This window comes from Natronoarchaeum sp. GCM10025703, from assembly GCF_042661985.1.
Classification (GTDB): domain Archaea; phylum Halobacteriota; class Halobacteria; order Halobacteriales; family Natronoarchaeaceae; genus Natranaeroarchaeum.
In genome coordinates this window covers 494,303-510,864 of record NZ_JBHSZF010000001.1, presented here as the reverse complement: position 1 = coordinate 510,864, position 16,562 = coordinate 494,303, and the positions used below count along the sequence as shown (strand labels likewise).

The 16,562-nt window shown below is 64.6% G+C and carries 14 protein-coding genes and 3 pseudogenes; 7 read left to right on the top strand and 10 right to left on the bottom strand.

What is annotated here, in order from left to right; translation table 11 throughout:
- Positions 1 to 15: 15 nt before the first annotated feature.
- A complete protein-coding gene (gene samp2 / locus ACFQH2_RS02800) occupies positions 16 to 213 on the bottom strand; it encodes a ubiquitin-like small modifier protein SAMP2 (protein ID WP_377056602.1) in 198 nt (65 codons plus the stop codon).
- Positions 214 to 309: 96 nt separating this feature from the next.
- On the opposite strand from samp2, the gene ACFQH2_RS02795 reads away from it, so the two are divergent.
- On the top strand, positions 310 to 1,308 hold the full coding sequence (locus tag ACFQH2_RS02795) for a replication factor C small subunit (protein ID WP_377056600.1): 999 nt from the start codon (positions 310 to 312) through the stop codon (positions 1,306 to 1,308).
- Positions 1,309 to 1,359: 51 nt separating this feature from the next.
- On the opposite strand, the gene ACFQH2_RS02790 is transcribed toward ACFQH2_RS02795, so the two are convergent.
- The 3 genes from ACFQH2_RS02790 to ACFQH2_RS02780 all read right to left on the bottom strand — a co-directional run bounded on the left by ACFQH2_RS02790 (position 1,360) and on the right by ACFQH2_RS02780 (position 3,336).
- Positions 1,360 to 1,851 carry a hypothetical protein gene (locus ACFQH2_RS02790; RefSeq protein WP_377056598.1) on the bottom strand — a complete coding sequence of 164 codons (492 nt, stop codon included), beginning with the start codon at positions 1,849 to 1,851 and terminating at the stop codon, positions 1,360 to 1,362.
- 152 nt (positions 1,852 to 2,003) lie between these two features.
- A complete protein-coding gene (locus ACFQH2_RS02785) occupies positions 2,004 to 2,741 on the bottom strand; it encodes a helix-turn-helix transcriptional regulator (protein WP_377076434.1) in 738 nt (245 codons plus the stop codon).
- Between the two features lie 85 nt (positions 2,742 to 2,826).
- Entirely contained in the window at positions 2,827 to 3,336 is a 510-nt protein-coding gene (locus ACFQH2_RS02780) for a TspO/MBR family protein (protein ID WP_377056594.1), read from the bottom strand.
- Positions 3,337 to 3,437: 101 nt separating this feature from the next.
- On the opposite strand from ACFQH2_RS02780, the pseudogene ACFQH2_RS02775 reads away from it, so the two are divergent.
- Positions 3,438 to 5,601 (top strand): annotated as a pseudogene (locus ACFQH2_RS02775) (ATP-dependent DNA helicase).
- Between the two features lie 41 nt (positions 5,602 to 5,642).
- Positions 5,643 to 6,410, top strand: a complete 768-nt coding sequence (locus ACFQH2_RS02770; protein ID WP_377056590.1) for a DUF7537 family lipoprotein — start codon at positions 5,643 to 5,645, stop codon at positions 6,408 to 6,410.
- Positions 6,411 to 6,428: 18 nt separating this feature from the next.
- Here the strand turns inward: ACFQH2_RS02770 and ACFQH2_RS02765 are convergent, their stop codons facing one another.
- The 3 genes and pseudogenes from ACFQH2_RS02765 to ACFQH2_RS02755 form a co-directional block, all read right to left on the bottom strand.
- Entirely contained in the window at positions 6,429 to 7,004 is a 576-nt protein-coding gene (locus tag ACFQH2_RS02765; RefSeq protein WP_377056588.1) for a GNAT family N-acetyltransferase, read from the bottom strand.
- Positions 7,005 to 7,202: 198 nt separating this feature from the next.
- Positions 7,203 to 7,715: a KEOPS complex subunit Cgi121 gene (gene cgi121, locus ACFQH2_RS02760; RefSeq protein ID WP_377056586.1), complete on the bottom strand. Its 513-nt coding sequence runs from the start codon at positions 7,713 to 7,715 to the stop codon at positions 7,203 to 7,205.
- Positions 7,716 to 10,058: pseudogene (locus tag ACFQH2_RS02755) on the bottom strand (ATP-dependent DNA helicase). It lies immediately after the preceding gene.
- A gap of 121 nt (positions 10,059 to 10,179) precedes the next feature.
- Here ACFQH2_RS02755 and ACFQH2_RS02750 point away from each other — a divergent pair.
- Positions 10,180 to 10,425 carry a ferredoxin gene (locus tag ACFQH2_RS02750; RefSeq protein WP_377056582.1) on the top strand — a complete coding sequence of 82 codons (246 nt, stop codon included), beginning with the start codon at positions 10,180 to 10,182 and terminating at the stop codon, positions 10,423 to 10,425.
- Positions 10,426 to 10,711: 286 nt separating this feature from the next.
- On the opposite strand, the gene mdh is transcribed toward ACFQH2_RS02750, so the two are convergent.
- A complete protein-coding gene (gene mdh / locus ACFQH2_RS02745) occupies positions 10,712 to 11,626 on the bottom strand; it encodes a malate dehydrogenase (protein ID WP_377056580.1) in 915 nt (304 codons plus the stop codon).
- 176 nt (positions 11,627 to 11,802) lie between these two features.
- Between mdh and ACFQH2_RS02740 the strand changes: the two genes are divergently transcribed.
- The 3 genes from ACFQH2_RS02740 to ACFQH2_RS02730 all read left to right on the top strand — a co-directional run bounded on the left by ACFQH2_RS02740 (position 11,803) and on the right by ACFQH2_RS02730 (position 13,379).
- The gene (locus tag ACFQH2_RS02740; protein ID WP_377056578.1) at positions 11,803 to 12,297 is read left to right on the top strand and encodes a hypothetical protein; all 495 of its coding nucleotides are present in this window, start codon (positions 11,803 to 11,805) and stop codon (positions 12,295 to 12,297) included.
- A gap of 52 nt (positions 12,298 to 12,349) precedes the next feature.
- Positions 12,350 to 12,847: an Sjogren's syndrome/scleroderma autoantigen 1 family protein gene (locus ACFQH2_RS02735; RefSeq protein ID WP_377076433.1), complete on the top strand. Its 498-nt coding sequence runs from the start codon at positions 12,350 to 12,352 to the stop codon at positions 12,845 to 12,847.
- A gap of 172 nt (positions 12,848 to 13,019) precedes the next feature.
- Entirely contained in the window at positions 13,020 to 13,379 is a 360-nt protein-coding gene (locus tag ACFQH2_RS02730; protein WP_377056574.1) for a hypothetical protein, read from the top strand.
- A gap of 47 nt (positions 13,380 to 13,426) precedes the next feature.
- Here the strand turns inward: ACFQH2_RS02730 and fmdA are convergent, their stop codons facing one another.
- Together fmdA and thsA are read right to left on the bottom strand one after the other, a co-directional pair.
- Entirely contained in the window at positions 13,427 to 14,701 is a 1,275-nt protein-coding gene (gene fmdA, locus ACFQH2_RS02725) for a formamidase (RefSeq protein WP_377056572.1), read from the bottom strand.
- A gap of 76 nt (positions 14,702 to 14,777) precedes the next feature.
- A pseudogene (gene thsA / locus ACFQH2_RS02720) lies at positions 14,778 to 16,354 on the bottom strand (thermosome subunit alpha).
- Positions 16,355 to 16,562 lie beyond the last annotated feature (208 nt).

The following is a 16,562-nucleotide window of genomic DNA, read 5'->3' as shown; positions in this document are numbered from 1 at the left end:
TCGGGACCCGCCGGGCTATCCGCCCTTGATCAGTCTGAGAACGGTGACGTGCTCTGCCTCGACCGGTTGATCCTCGGGGACCGGGCGGCCATCGACCAGCACCGACGCCTCGTGCGGGCTGATGTCGATGCGGTCCAGTAGCTCAGCGTAGGTCGCGTCCTCGACATCGAGTTCGACCGTCCGCTCGCCTTTCACCTCGACGGTGACCTGCATATCCCACGGTTGCGCTGACAGTGGCTTGAGACTGTCGTCCGGATCGTCGGGATCGCTCTCGGACGTTTTATGACGCGGAGGGACTTGACTGGAACTATGAGCGACGCCGAAGCCGAGCAGGACTCTGTGGGGGGCCGTCAGGACGTCTGGACGGAGAAGTACCGGCCGCACACGCTCGAAGACGTGGTTGGCCACGACAACATCACCGACCGCCTGGAGAGCTATATCGAGCGCGACGACCTGCCGCATCTACTCTTCGCCGGGCCGGCAGGCGTCGGCAAGACCGCCAGTGCCGTCGCCATCGTCAAAGAGCTCTACGGCGACGACTGGGAGGAGAACTTCCTCGAACTGAACGCCTCCGACGAGCGTGGGATCGACGTCGTCCGCGAGAAGATCAAGAACTTCGCGAGCACCGACTGGAGCGGCCGCGCAGGCTCGAAACCCAGCATCATCTTCCTCGATGAGGCCGACGCGCTGACCAGCGATGCCCAGTCCGCGCTGCGCCGGACGATGGAGCAGTTCTCGAACAACACCCGATTCATCCTCTCGTGTAACTACTCCAGCAAGATCATCGACCCGATCCAGTCCCGGTGTGCGGTCTTTCGCTACGCGCCGCTGGGCGACGATGCCGTCGAGGCCCAGATCCGAAAGATCGCCGACGCCGAAGGGATCACGCTCACGCAGGACGGCGTCGACGCGCTCGTCTACGCCGCGGACGGCGACATGCGAAAGGCGATCAACGCCCTGCAGGCCGCCGCAGTGATGGGCGAGACCGTCGACGAGGAGACCGTTTTCAAGATCACCGCGACGGCGCGTCCCGAAGAAGTCCAGGAGATGGTCCAGACGGCTATCGACGGCGACTTCATCGCCGCGCGAAGTCAGCTACGGGACCTGATCGTCGACAAGGGAATCGCCGGCGGCGACATCATCGACCAACTGCACCGCTCCGTCTGGGACCTGGAAATCGAAGAGGAAGCCGCGGTCCGCCTGATGGACCGGGTGGGCGAAGCCGACTACCGGATCACGCAGGGTGCAAACGAGCAAGTGCAGTTAGAAGCGATGCTAGCCTCGCTGGCGCTCGAAACGGACGAGTGATCGAAGAGCGGTTCAGAAAAGTCGAATCGTTGTCTACTGCTGGATCAGTGGTTAGCAGTGCCCACCGTGCCCGCCATACCCGCGCTGGCGGTCCTCAGGCGCGGAGTCGGCGTGACGGTCGCTCTCGGTCCGCTCCTCCGAGTACTCCGCGTGGTCGTAGTCATCCTGGTACTCGCCGGCGTGGTCGTGCTCTTCGTACTCACTGTGGTCTTGTTCGTCGTGGTACTCGGCATGCTCGCCGTCCTCGTACTCGGCGTGGTCAGCGTGGTACTCACCCGCGGAGGTCGCGTGATGCCCACCCTGATGATGCGCGCCGCGGTCGTCATCGGCCTGATGCACACCGGGCACGTGATCGGCCGCGAAGCCGTGCATCATCTCGCCGAACTGGCCGGGCGCGTAGTCGGCCATCGTGCCGACCGGACCGTTCGCGTGGGCGTTGGTATCCTGCTGGCTGGTCACGTCGGCGCTGACGAAGCCGACGGCTCCGATCAGCGCGACGACGAGTGCGATCGCGACGACGATTGTGGTCAGTGTAGATCTCATGGTGGTTCTCCTCATTCGTAACAAAGGGAGTGGAGTGGTTATGACCACGGGCGTGAACTCACCCACGAGAACGTTTTAGAACGTTTTTAACGTCTTCTACACCGTTCGTTTCGAAGAGACCGTTCGTCCGGCCGGGTTTCGGGCTCTGGGAGCTACGACTCGTCGAGATCGTCGGACGGGTAGATTCGATACGTCCGGCCCTGCGGTTCGCGATACAGCAACCCGCGCTTTTCGAGGTCGCTTACGGTCTGGCTCACCTTGCTCTTCGAGAAGTCAGCCCGGTCCCGAAGTTCGATCTGGGTCAGTCCCGGCGAGTCGACGACTGGCTGGAGGATGCGGCGTTCGTCCTCCGGCAGGACGTCGAGCAGCGGACGCGTTGGGTGGGCCGAGTCTTCGGGACCGGCTCCGGAGTCGGCGTCCGTATCGGCAGCGTCGGTCGTCTCATTCGGCCGTTGTCCGGACTCTTCGGCCCCAGTCGACGGCTCTTCGGGTGTGTCTGCGGGAGATCCCTCAGCAAATTCCTGTCCAGAAGAGCCCTCGACGGCGCCCTGTCCAGCGGAGCTTTCCGCTGTGTCCGGCTCAAACGAACTCCCGACGCCGGTAGCAGCCGTCCGGGAGGAATCTGCGGACGCCGTGCGCTCCTCCGTCCCGACGAACTGCTCGCGCAAGGCCAGGTAGCCGCCGCCGACGGCCGCTGCGGTGACGAGCGTCCCGAGAAGGTACCACACCGGGTGTGTGCCGTGCATCGACGTCGTGTCCATCCCCATCCGCCCGCTCATGTCGCCCAGCGCGACCCACTGCTGGTAGTTCTGCCAGGTGATCGCGAGTCCGATGACGAGCACGGCCCCGACGATTGCGAGTGCGACGTAGTCGGCCTGTCTGACGTTCACGGTCTTGGGGTGATCTTGCACGTGAACGTTTCAATACTTTCCGCTTTTGATTGCGAAAACAACAGAGACGGAGAGTAGGCAGTGGTTACCCGCTCAGTCGCCAGATCTCGTAGTTCAACACCGCGGCGAACGTGACCCACGCGAGATACGGCACCAGCAGCGCGGCGGCCCGCCGGTCCACCCGGTCGAAGGCGTAGATCGTCGCGACGATCAGCGCCCAGAGTGCGACGATGATCGCCAGCCCGAGGCCCGGTTCCTGCTGGCCGAAAAAGACCGGCGTCCACGTCACGTTGACCGCCATCTGGGCGGCGAAGACGCCGACGGCGATCTTGACGTCGCGGCGCTCGATCCCCCGCCGCCAGAGGGTAAAGAGCGCGACGCCCATCAGGGTGAAGAGGAGCGTCCAGACGACCGGGAAGGCGACCGCCGGCGGATAGAACCACGGCTGTTCGATCCACGACGTGTCCGTTCCGGCGAAGACGGCCGGGAGCGCCCCCACGACGTTGACTGCGACGACGAAGCCGACCAGCGTGAGCAGGTCGCGGCCCCCGAGGTCTCCAGGGAGGCCCGTGCTGTCGGAGGTGGTGTGGCTCATGGCTGTCTAGAGGGGTGGGAGGCGGGTATCCGTTTGGGTCGGGCGAACCCTTTTAGTCGGTTACGCACCATCCCAGAGATGTGCCAGAGACCAACGGGTATATGCGCTTTTTCCCGTACGACGCGCCCTACGAGAACCAGCGCGCGGCGATGGACCGCATCTACAACGGGCTTTCTCGCGGGCAGGACGTCCTCTTCGAGGGGGCCTGCGGGACCGGGAAGACACTCTCGGCGCTCGTACCCGCGCTGGAGTACGCCCGCGAGGAGGACAAGACGGTCGTCATCACGACCAACGTCCACCAGCAGATGCGCCAGTTCGTCCACGAGGCCCGTCAGATCACGAAACGCGAGGCGATCCGTACCATCGTCTTCCGCGGAAAATCCTCGATGTGTCACATCGACGTCGACTACGAGGAGTGTCAGGTGCTCCGGGACAACACCTACGACCTGGTCGACACCGAACGCGACAGGAACCAGCTCGAACGCCGCGAAGGGGAGCTACTGGAGGCCAGCCAGGAGGGCGACGAGCAGGCGACGGAAGCCCGGAGCGCGGTGATGGACGAACTCGACGCCCTCGAAGAGCAGGTCGAGACGCTGGAAGAACAGAACACCTGTGATTACTACTACCAGAATCTCACCGCGGACACCGATGCGTTCTACAGTTGGCTCTACGAGGACGTCCGAACGCCCGACGAGATCTACGAACACGCCCACGAGCAGGGGTTCTGTGGCTACGAACTACTCAAGGAAGGCATGGAGGGCGTTGACCTGGTCGTCTGTAACTACCACCACCTGCTGGACCCAAACATCCGCGAGCAGTTCTTCCGATGGCTGGGCCGCGACCCCGAGGACGTGATTACGGTCTTCGACGAGGCCCACAACGTCGAGGGGCGGCGCGCGAACACGCGACGAAGACGCTGACCGAGAACACGCTCGACGCCGCGCTGGACGAACTGAAGGAGACCGACGACCTGCGGGCCGACCAGGCCGAGAACGTGATCCGCACGTTCCGCGACGCGCTGGTCGAGACCTACGAGGACTCCTTTGGCTTCGGCGGCCGCGAGCAGGTCGACGAGAACTGGGAGGACGTCCCTATCGCCAATGAGGAAGGCCGGGACGACCTCACGCGAGCGTTTCTGCAGGGCTACACCGGTCGGGGAATCGACGACGATATCGAGTCCGCCAGAAAGCTCGGTCGCGAACTCGACGAGGAGTACGAGGAGGCCTACAAGAGCGGCAAATCGAGCACCCGACAGGAGTGTCAGACGCTCGCTGCGGCCGCCTTTCTGGACTCGTGGATGTCCGACGGCACCAAACTCGGCCAGTATCCCGTCGTCTCCGTCCGTCGAAACGAGGGGACCGGCGAGGTGTACGGCCGGGCGGAGCTATACACCTGCATTCCGCGGGAGGTGACCGGCGAACTGTTCGAGGAAGTGTACTCCTGTGTGCTGATGAGCGCGACGCTGCGCCCGTTCGACGTGTTCGAGGACGTGCTCGGACTGGAGAGTCCGGTCACGCTGGCCTACGGCCTGCAGTTCCCACCGGAGAACCGCCGGACCTACGCCGTCGGGACGCCGCCGCTGTTCGCCAGCGACCGGGAGGACCCCGAGGTACAGGCCGCCGTCTCCGACGCCCTCGTGGATGCCGCCGAGTTCACGCCGGGGAACCTGCTCGCGTTCTTCCCCAGTTATAGCGAGGCCGAACGGTATCACAGCCACCTGCGAGAGAGCATCCCGTCCGACCGACTCTATCTGGATCGACCGGCGACGAGCGCCGAAGACCTCCGGCAGTCGTTCGTCGACGACGACGACGGCGTCCTGCTAACCTCGCTGTGGGGGACGCTCTCGGAGGGCGTGAGTTTCGACGGCGACGACGCACACACGGTTGCGGTCGTCGGCGTCCCGTATCCGCATCTGGACGACCGCTCCGAGGCCGTACAGGACGCCTACGAGACGGCCTTTAGCGACCGGGCGGGCGTCGACGACGCCGGCTGGCGCTACGCCGTCGAGATTCCGACGGTCCGGAAGACCAGACAGGCGCTCGGGCGGGTGCTTCGCTCCCCGAGGAAGTCGGGGTCCGGATCCTGCTCGACGCGCGCTACACCGAAGAACAGGAGCGCGAACTGGGCAAGTACAGCGTCAAGGACACGTTCCCGGCCGAGGAGCGCGACGAAATGATCGACGTCGACCCCGAGAAACTGAAGTTCGCCATGCTCAACTTCTACACTGACCACGACGCCTACGACGGTTCGGCGCCGACGCCCTAACGGCCAGAAGCGCTATGATCGATGCGAATCGCCTTCTATCCATGCGCCGTCACTTTGCCGTGCTCGGAGTGGTGTTCCTCGTCGTACTCGCAGGCTGTAGTGGCCTGCCGATGGGCGACGACGGGGCCGACGCGCCGCCAAACGATACGGAAGGCGATGCACCGACCGACGAACTGACCTACCCCGCTGGCTACGACGAGAGCGGCGTCGCCAATGCCAGCGAGGTACTCGCAACCCATGACGCCGCAATCGCGGATCGACCGACGCAGGCGCAGACCACGATTCGGCTGACGATACCGGGCGAGAACGACGGTGAGGAGACCGTCCAGCAACTCAGCATGGAGACCCAGACCGACGGCACCGGGACGGAGTACGCACGCATCGAACTCACCGAGAGCGTCGCCGAGACGTACCGGAGCGGCGATGGGGTCGTCTACACCCGAATCGACGACGGCGAGAACGTCCAGTACACCGCCGACGAAGTCCAGACGCCCGACGCACTCTCGCCCCGCACCTTCGGCGAGGCGCTCGCAGTCGCCAATCTGTCGCTCGACACCGTCTCCGAGGACGAGCCACGACGCCTGACCTACAGCGGAAGCGGCGTTCTCGACGAAGAGACCTCCTTCGGCGACGTCGAGGACGTCGAGACGGAGGTCGTCGTCGACGAGGAGGGGGCGATCCACTCCTTCAGCGTCTCTTACACCGTCCCCGACGGCGCGGACGTCGAGGCCAGTTTCGAGTTCGAGTACGACGACGTCACCGTCGAAGAGCCCGACTGGCTCGATGAGGCCGCACAAACGGCGGGATAAGGTGACCCATCTCGACGGTCAGGGCTCGCCGTCGAGCACTGCCTCGGGGCCAGCCCACTCGTCGACCAACAGTCCGTATCGCTCCACGTCGACGAACTCGCCGTCTGCGAACTGGCTCTCGCGGGCGGTGCCTTCGTGGTCGAAGCCAAGCCGTTCACAGAGCCGGATCGACGCCTCGTTTGTGACTGCCGCGGTCGCGGAGATGCGGTGTAGCCTGAGCGTCGAAAAGCCGTATTCGATGAGATACGCGCTGGCCTCGAGAGCGTAGCCATTGCCCCAGGCCTTCGGGTGGAACCAGACGCCGAAGTTGGCGTAGCCGTCGTCGGTTTGGATCGGATGCAGTTGTACCGATCCGACGGGGTCCCCCGCGAACTCGCCCGTTTTCGGCACGGCGAGCAACGACACGCTCCCCTCGCCGTTTTCGATGGGCCACAGTTCCTCACGATACCGATCTTCGGTGTAGGGCGTCCTGAAGACGCCGATATACCGGCGGACGTCAGGATGGTTCACTCCCTGCTGGAGGAACCCGATGTCGTCTTCTTCGGGCGGTGCGAGATCAAGTCGATCGCATTCGATGAACGTCGCTCGTGTCATTATCACGGATTCTTCTGATCTGTCGACTACCGGTGCGACGAGCGTGATCGTCCCGTCACGTGCGGACGGCGGGGACGTGACGACCAGATCAGGGACGATGTGTAGAGGTCATCAGTCAGCCCTACTGACAGATCTATCGCATCGAAAATAATTCTTTGCCCGCGCAAGAGCCTGCCAGCACCGTAGTCCAGCGCTACCTCACTTCTCGACGTCCAGGAGGGCGACCCGCTCCAGCACCAGATCCGGGAGACCGGCGTCGGTCGCCGCCAGTTCGGCGACACCGATATCGAAGAACTCCCGAAGCAGTTCCTCCTCGGCGTGCTCGACGCCGAGTGTCGGTTCGGGCGTCAGGTCGAGGCGTTCCCGGAGCGCCGTCACCGCGCCCGCCTCGTCCGCAGATTCCCGCTTCGCGTCGACGAGCACGACTGCACGGTTCTCGCCCGAATCGAGCCCCATCCGGAGCGCCCTGTTGATCTGTCGCCGACCGGCGGCGTACAGCAGTATCTCGACGGCCCGGTCCCGGGCCACGTTCTCCTCGCGCTCGATGGCTCGGTCGGCGAGGGAAACGGCGCGTTCGAGATGCTCGCGTCCGGCGACGTAGCGGGCGTCGAACGCCTGGATCGTACAGTCGTGTTTCTCGCCGATGGCCGAGAGCGTCTCGACGAAGCCGTCGATGTCGTCGACGACGATTTCGCCCTCCACGAACTCCATTCAGAAATCACCCAGGCTGGCCTGTCCGGTGTCGTCGGTGTCGGAACTGTCCTCGGCGTCCTCCCCGCTCTCTCCCCACTCGATCCGTCGGACGGGCGGGCGCTGTCGTCCGCGCTCACGCCCTCCATCGAGTAGTTCTGGCGGCCGGCGTTTTCCAGCACCGTCTCGGCGGTCTTCTCGCGACCGCGAAGCGCGCCGAGGACGACCGATTTGTCCGCCTCGCGTAGCTGTGCCCGACTCTCGATGCCCGCGTCGAAGAGCCGTCGGGCGCGCTTGCGGCCGACCGAGCGCACGCCTGCGAGTTCGAGCAGTTCGTCGCTCACGCCGTACTGGACCCGTTTTCTGGCCTCGCGGATCGCCGGCGTGACGTCGAGGTCGAGGTCGGCCGCGAGCTGTTCGGCCCCGTTGAGCAGCCACTCGGCGGTGTCGACCTTGCCGCGGATATCGCCCGGCCCGACGCCATACCGTTCGGTGATCCGGTCCTCGTCGACTTCGCGCGCCCAGTCTTCGAGCATCAGGGCGGTCTTGAGCGCCGACAGCCAGTCCTCGAAGCGGACGTCCTCGAACTCGCTGGGCATCGGGCCGAGGAACTCCCCTCGCGCTCGTAGGCGAGTTCAGTGTACTCCTCGCGGTCGCCCGACTTGAGGTAGAGTTCGTACATATCCGGGGTGCGGGAGACGAGGTGATAGAGACCGAGTGGGGTCGGAGCGCCATCGCTCGCTTCGAGTCCGTCGACGATTTCGGCCGCGGTCATCGGGTCGAGGTAGAGCCGCGAGACGGTGTGGCCCAGCCCGGTCGCATCGAGTTCGTCGCCGTCATTACTTGCGGCTCCACCACTCGTAGTTTCCGCGGAGCGTGACTTCGCGCTCTCGATGAAGTCGTTGCGCTCCAGATACTCGATCACCGTGTCGGTCACCTGCTCCAGTCGCTCGGGGTCGTTCGCCTGGCTGGCGTGCAGCGTCTCTTCGAGGAAGCCAAGCAACTCCTCTCGGGTGCGGGCGAACCCGCTGGCGATGGTCGCGAGGACGTGTGTGCGAAGGGCTGGCTCGGCCGCGAGTTTCGAGCGCACCGGTTCGGGCTCGGCGTAGACGTACCGGTCGAACAGTTCGTCGAGTTCGTCGTGGCTGCTCGCCAGCAGGACCGCCTCGCCGTAGGGGTCCCGTCCGGGACGGCCCGCCCGCCCCATCATCTGGTGGACTTCGAGCACGTCGAGGGGCTGCATTCCGCCCGCAGTGCCGTCGTAGCGCCGCCAGTCGCGCACGATGACGCGTCTACTCGGCGTGTTCACGCCGGCCGCGAGCGTCGGCGTCGCAGAGACGACTTTCAGCAGTCGGTCCCGGAAGGCGTCCTCGACGAGCGAGCGGTGCTCGGGCGCGAGTCCGGCGTGGTGAAAGGCTCCGCCGCGTATCACGCATTCGGCCAGGTCGTCGCTCGTCTCGGTATCGGAGACGTCGCGGATCTCCTCGGCAATCTCGTCGAGTTCCTCGCGCGCCTCGGGCGAGAGCGAGGGGTCGACCACGTCCGCCAGCCGTCGCGCCGCGGCCTCGGCATTGCGCCGGGAGTTGACGAAGACGAGCGAGGAACCGCCGTCGTCGAGCGTATCCCGGACGATTGCGGCAGTCTGTTTCTCGCTGTTGCGGACCGGTAGCTCGTGCTGTGTCCCGTCATCGAGATGCAGGGCGTTGCCGAAGTGGACGCCCTTCTTCAGATCGATCGGTCGCCACGTCGTGTCGACGAGTTCGGCATCGAGCCACTCGGCCATCTCGTCGGCGTTGCCAACTGTCGCCGAGAGTGCAATCGTCTGGAGGTCGGGGTTGAGCTGGCGCAGTTTCGCCATCGTCACTTCCAGCGTCGGCCCGCGATTCGAGTCGTCGATCAGGTGGACCTCGTCGGCGACGACGCAGTCGACGTCGTCGATCCAGCGCGCGCCGTTTCGCACCAGCGAATCGACTTTCTCGCTGGTGGCGACGATGATGTCCTTGTCGGCGAGCCACTCCCCGTCCGACTCGTAGTTGCCCGTCGAGACGCCGACAGAGACGTCGAAGGCCTCGAACGCCTCGAACTCGGCCTTTTTCTCGCTGGCGAGCGCCCGTAGCGGCACGATGTAGAGTGCTCGGCCGCTCGATGCGCTGCCCGACCCCCGCGCTCGATGGCGGAAAGCATTGCCAGCTGTGCGATCAGCGTTTTCCCGCTGGCGGTCGGCACGCTGGCGACAACGTTCTCGCCCTCCAGGATCCCGGCCTCGACGGCCGCGGCCTGAGGCGGGTATAGCTCCTCGATTCCCTCCGCCTCCAGGTACTCGGTAAAGCCGGGAGGGACGCCCGATAGCTCCGCGATATCCATTACCCGTCCGTTGGCCCCTCTTGGGGTTTAAACTTGCGTACCGGTGGCGGGTGAGTCCGAGAGAAACGCACGACCGCCCCTCTCCGCCATGATTTTAGTAGTGTCGGACGAACTGTCCGCTATGCAAATCGAATTCGATCGGGACACCTGCATCGGAATGTTCCAGTGTGTCGCAGAGTGGGACGCCTTCGAGAAGGACGAAGACGCCGGGAAAGCAGTGCTGGCCGACGGCGAGGAGGTCGAAGAGGACCGCTTCGTCCGCGATGTTCCGGAGGGAGCCGAACTAGACGCGAAGTTCGCGGCCCGGGCCTGTCCAGTCGACGCCATCGTCGTATACGACGACGACGGGGAACAACTGATCCCGTGACTACTCCCACGACTGAAGTCGTGGGCTTTCTCCTCGAATCTCTGTAACGGCGACCTGCGTCCTGTCGAACAGATCTTCAGCGGCTTGCAATCGGCGAAAAAGTTATGATAGATCATGTGAGATACTCACGTAGCTATGACAGGGGAACAGGACCACCTCATAGAGTGGGCAGAGTTCGTCGATGCGGAGGTTCCGGAGTCGGTGCGGGCCGGAGAGCGCGGCGACGCTCCCGATCCGCGTGCCGGAAACTGACCGGCGCGCGCTCGATACCGACCGGTCGAGCGGGTTACTCTATCTTCGCATACTGCTCGGATAGCTTGTCCGCCGCTTCGCCGAGCTGTTCGCGCTCGAAGCTATCGAGTTCCCACTCGACGACCTCCTCGACGCCGTTCTCGCCGAATCGGATGGGGACACCGAGTGCAACGTCCTCGTGACCGTACTCGCCAGCGAGCGGGATCGAACCGGGCAGTACCTCGCCGGTGTCGCGTAGGACGGCCTCGACCATGTGCCCGACGCCGGTGGCTGGGCCCCACTCGGTTGCACCTTTCTTCTCGATGACGTTCATCGCGCTCTCTTTGAGTTCTGCCAGAATCTCGCTTTTCTCGTCGTCGGTAAACTCCGGATCACGGCCGTCGACGCGGACTTTCGAGAACACCGGGACCTGTGCGTCGCCGTGTTCGCCGAGGATGCTCGCCTCGACGTTCTCGACCGGCGCGTCGAAGCGCTCGGCGAGGACGTAGCGAAAGCGCGCGGAGTCGAGTCGGCCGCCGAAGCCGATTACCTTCTCGCGGGCCCGGTCGCCTGTCTCGTAGAGATGCCGATTGAGCAGGTCGACTGGGTTCGAGGTCGTAATCGTCACGAAGTCGTCGTTGTGTTCGGCCAGCGACGAGCCGATATCCTCCATGATCGGCGCGTTGTCGCCGGCGAGGTCGATCCGTGTCTGACCCGGTTGTCGCGGGATACCGGCTGTGATGACCACTACGTCCGACCCGGCCGTATCCGCGTACGTGCCCTGCCGAATCGTCGTGTTCGAGTCGTAGGCGGTTCCGTGATTGACGTCCGCCGCCTGTCCGACCGTGTCGTCTTCCTTGTCGGGAATATCGACGAACACCAGTTCGTCACAGACGTCGCGCAGCGCGATATTATACCCTGCAGCAGCGCCGACTGTCCCGGCCGCACCGACTACGCTTACTTTGGTCATACCACCAGAACTGACCCATCCATGATGATTAAAACTTTGGAACCGGCGGTTCGGCCCGTCATGGGGCGGTTTTGACCTGTCGTTTGGCGGGTATATTTATACCTGATCCGAAAGTGTGTACCGAACACCCAACTGAAAAGCGTTCACGTAGGACAGCAGTCATCGTGAAGATACAGATGGCAACGACGACCGATCACCGTCCGACTTCGACCGTTGCGACGACTGAACTCGCCGCCGGAGCCGTGGCCGGCTTCGTCGGTAGCGTGTTGTTCGGACTGCTCATGCAGTTCGTGATCCCGGCCCCGATGCTAAAGATGGCGATTCCCGCAATGTACGGTATCGAAGGGCCGGCCCTCGCCGCAGGCTGGGCGCTCCACCAGTTCCACGGCGTCGCCCTCGGCGTCGCGTACGTCCTGCTGGTCAGCAACACCGGACTGCGAGCACGAGCCTCGACGCTCCCCGATGCGATCCCGCTTGGGGCCCTCTACGGCGTCCTGACGACCCTGGTGCTTGCCGTACTCGTCATGCCGCTCTGGCTGGGCGCGGTCGGCTTCGGCGGCGCACCGCCGTTCCCGAACGTCGGCTTCCCCGGCACGCTGATGAGCACGCTCGGACACGTCGTCTTCGCCGCCCCGGTCGCTATCGGCTACACGCTGGTCGCTGGCGAATAACGGCCAGACCGAACTTGCTGGTTTTTAGTCCGTGCGCCACCTGCATACGCACATGAGCGAGTTCGACAAGGAAGCCGAGCGCGAAAAGCTCCGGCAGAAGTACGAAGAGGACGCCGAGGACAGGCAATCGACAGAGCACATGAGCGAACTGCTCCTGCAGGGTGCGACGATGACGAACAAACACTGCAACAACTGTGGGGACCCGCTCTTCCGGCAGAACGACCAGGAGTTCTGCCCGACCTGCCAGCAGGCCGCCGATCAGGACGTCGCCAACAGGACGGCCCAGGTCGAAGAGGAGACTGCCGAGGGACAGACTCAGGCGGGTGCCACGAGGTCCAACGCACACGACCAGAGAGCGGAGCGAACCGACGCCACGGCCGCCGCAGGCGCTCAGTCCCAGCCACCAGCGGGTGCTGGACAGCCGAACGAGACCCCGGGCGAACCGTCGGAAGCGCGCCAGCAAGCCAACAGTTCGGCCACGAATCAGCACGGAACCGCGCGGTCAACCGGTTCCCTGCCGGAGGCCGAGGCGGCGCAGCGGATGCGGTGACCCAGTTAGCACGGCAGGCAGCGCAGGAATCGGATCCGCGCCAGGCCAAAGAGCAACTCGCCGCGGCCCGTGAGGCGGCCGAAGCGCTCGGTGCGCTCCCGCGGTAAGCGCCACCCGAGACGGGCGTCTCCCCCACCCTTATTTTTGCCCACATGTGATATCTTATCACACGATGGAAACGAACGACTCCGAAGTTACCGCGGCGCTCTCACGGTTCCACGAGGACGTCCCACACCGGTTTCAGGTCTCGCTGACGATGTCGATGCAGTCCCGAGAGCTACTGAGTGCGATCCGTGACGAACTGAACGAGACTACTGGAGAGCAGGTCGCGACGACCAACGACGTGCTCCAGATCGCACTGCTCGCGGCGACGCGGTATCACGCGCTTGCGGCGGAGGAGGTCGGCGGAGCGGACTCGACGGACGGGGCTGGGAGCGCGGGCCAGACAGAGGATGACCTGCTCCCACTCGCAGGCGTAGTCCGAACGGTCGTCGAGGACGCGGATATCTCCGAGGGGATCGAGGAAGCATAAAAAATTCGGCGGGGGTCGATACCGACGCCGTCGTTCGACCGGCGACGTTAGCCGAGCGGGTCGTCCGTGATCTCGATCTGGCCGCGGTCGTCGGCGCTGTCCGCGAGCGAATCCGGGCTGATATCGAAATCGAACACGCCCTTCGGGACGGCGATCGTCGAACAGGCGTTGGGAATGTCGACGATACCGCTCTGTCGCCCCTCGATCGGCACCGTTCCGAGGATCATGTACGCCTGCTCTCGGGTGTAGCCGAACTTCGTCAGATATTCGATCGCGTCCAGCGCTGCACGCCGGTACGCGACGTGGGGGTCCATATACTTCTGCTCCCCATCTTCGGTGACCGAATAGCCCTCGAAAACGACGTAATCGGAGAAGTCCGGACCGCGGTGGCCGGGTTCGAAGATCGGATGGTCGATACCGAACTCGTCCATGCCGTTCTTCACGACGTCGAACTCCAGATCGACGTAGCCGGCCATCTCGATCGCACCACAGAACGTGATCTCGCCGTCTCCCTGGGAGGCGTGGATGTCGCCGATGCCGAACTTCCCACCCTCGACGTACACCGGGAAGTAGATCGTCGAGCCAAGCGAGAGATCCTTGATGTCGCAGTTGCCGCCGTGTTCGCGCGGCGGGACGGTCCGTGCACCCTCCTCGGCGATCCGGTCGGCGGCGTCACCGGTCGCCTCACCGGGCTGTGCGCCGTCAGCCGTCGGTGGACTCGCCACCGGCGGCTCCGACTCGCCAGTCGGGTGGTTGTTGATCGACTCCGGATCCTCCGCGTGGCGCTCGATGAGTTCGTTCTCGCGCTCGTTCCACTCGTCGAGTAGCTCCTGGGAGGGCGCAGTGCCCATCAGGCCGGGATGAATCATCCCCTCGTATCGCACGTCCGGGACGTGCCGCGACGAGACGAATGTCCCGTCGAGATCCCAGACTGCCTTGGCGGCATGCGGGAAGTGATCGGTCAGGAAGCCGCCCCCGTTCTGCTGGGAAAAGATCCCTGTAAACCCGAACTCGGACCGGTCGTTCAGTGGGCCGATGTCGAGCAGGGTCACTTTCAGCAGGTCCCCCGGTTCGGCCCCCTCGACCTCGACGGGCCCGCTCAGGTAGTGAACCTGATTCAGGTCGACGTCGCGGACCTCGTTCGCGTTGTCGCTGTCAGTGATCTGCCCACCCGTCCAGTCCAGACATTCGAGCCGAACTCGGTCGCCTTGCTCTGCGGTTACAACCGATTCGATCTCCGGATGCCAACGATTGAACGGCTTGTAATCCGGCTGTTCGTCCGGTGGTTCGTCCGTATCCACCTCGAAGTGTACTTCTGGCATTGCTATCATAAGGCCGTGAAGCCCATGCATCGTGTCAACGACCACCACAAAAACCGATGTTACCAGTGACGTATGTTTAGTTCGGCCCGGTCCAAACCGCGGCGTCGAGAGCGGGCGGACGGGTATCAGTGACCGATCGTCCAGGGATACCCCCGCCAGCGCTCCGGAGACCGCCGGCTCCGTGGTCGTGATCGTGGCCGGCGTCGTCGCTCTCCCGACGCCGGGCAGCGATAAGGTCGTCGACCCGCAGGAGCAGGACCGCTGCCTCGCTGGCACCCTCGATCGCCCGGCACGTCAGATCGGCGGGTTCCAGCACGCCTCCGTCGACCATGTTCGCGACCCGCCTGTCGTGGACATCGAAGCCGGCGTCATCACGGCCCTCGTGGTGGGCCTGCCGTAACGCAGTGATCGCGTCGATCGGATCGGCACCGGCCCCCGTTGCGAGCGTCCGCGGAATCGCTTCGAGCGCGTCGGCGAACCGGCGGACAGCCAGTTGTTCTCTCCCCGATACCCCGGCGGCGTCCGATCGAAGCGCCCGGGCCACCCCGATCTCGGCCGCACCGCCCCCGGGAGGACCCGCCCGGTTTCGAGGACGAGTTCGGTAACGTCGAGACAGTCCTCGACGATCCGCTTCGTTTCGTCGAGAACGTGGTCTGTCCCGCCGCGAAGCAGTATCGAGACGGGATCCGCGTCGACGCAGTCAGTGAGTATCGTCAACTCGGTTCCCGCGACCGAGCGCCGCTCGACACTGCCGGCGGCCCCGACGTGTGCGGGCGTCAGCTCCTCGGTGTCTGCGACCGCCCTCGCGCCGGTCGCACGCTCCAGTGCGTGCAGTTCGTCTCGTCGGGTGCGTTCGACCGCGAGTACGCCCTTGCTGGCGAGCAACGTCCGGACGGCGTCGTCGATTGACTTCTGTGCGAACACGACGTCGGCACCGCTCTCGACGATCCGATCGACCTGTTCGCGGTAGACCGCGGCCTCGTGATCGCGGAGCCGTTCCAGCTCGTCGGGATCGGTCACCGTCACGTTCGAGACGGCCGCCGCCGTTTCGATCGTCAGCGGCGCGTCGACGATCGCGATTCCGGCATCCGTCAGCTTTCGCGGCGCGTCGAGGTCGCGCGTCGAAACCGTCGTCGACGACTGGGCCATATCGATGACGACGCCGTCGAGGGCGGTCGATTCACGCAACGACCCGCCGAGAACGGGCCGAAGTAACAGGTCCGACCGATCGACGCGTCCATCGGTAGTGACGGCACGAACACCGTCGACGGCGAGACCGGCCATAAACGCCGTCGAGTCCTCGTCCCATCGGCCCGTGATCGCCGTCGTCGCAACCGATTCGAGGAGCGAGCGGTCCCCCGTATCGATGTCGTGGGCGGCGTCCTCCAGATACTGCAGGGCTCGGTCGCTCGCCCGCCGATAGCCGGCGGTGATCGAAGCAGGATGGACCCCTTCGTCGAGCAGTCCTTCGGCCTCGTCGAGCAATGCGCCGGTCAGGAGGACCGCGGACGTCGTTCCATCACCGATCGTCTCGTTCTGACTGGCCGCGACGTCGATGATCGCCTCGGCTGCCGGATGGTCGATCTCCAGCCGATCGAGAATCGACGTGCCGTCGTTCGTCACCACTACCGCGCCGTCCGATCCGACGATCATCTTGTCTCGGCCGTTCGGCCCGAGCGTCGATCGGACCGTCTCTGCGAGCGCTCTCCCCGCCTGAATATTCTGGCTCCGCGCGTCGTCCCCACTGACGCGTATGGCGTGGTCCGAGAGTGTCGTCGAAGCCGCTGAGCTCTCCCGTTGCATACTGACACGTCTACGATCAACGACACGACATAAATAGCTGCGTCAGTCGCCGTACTGG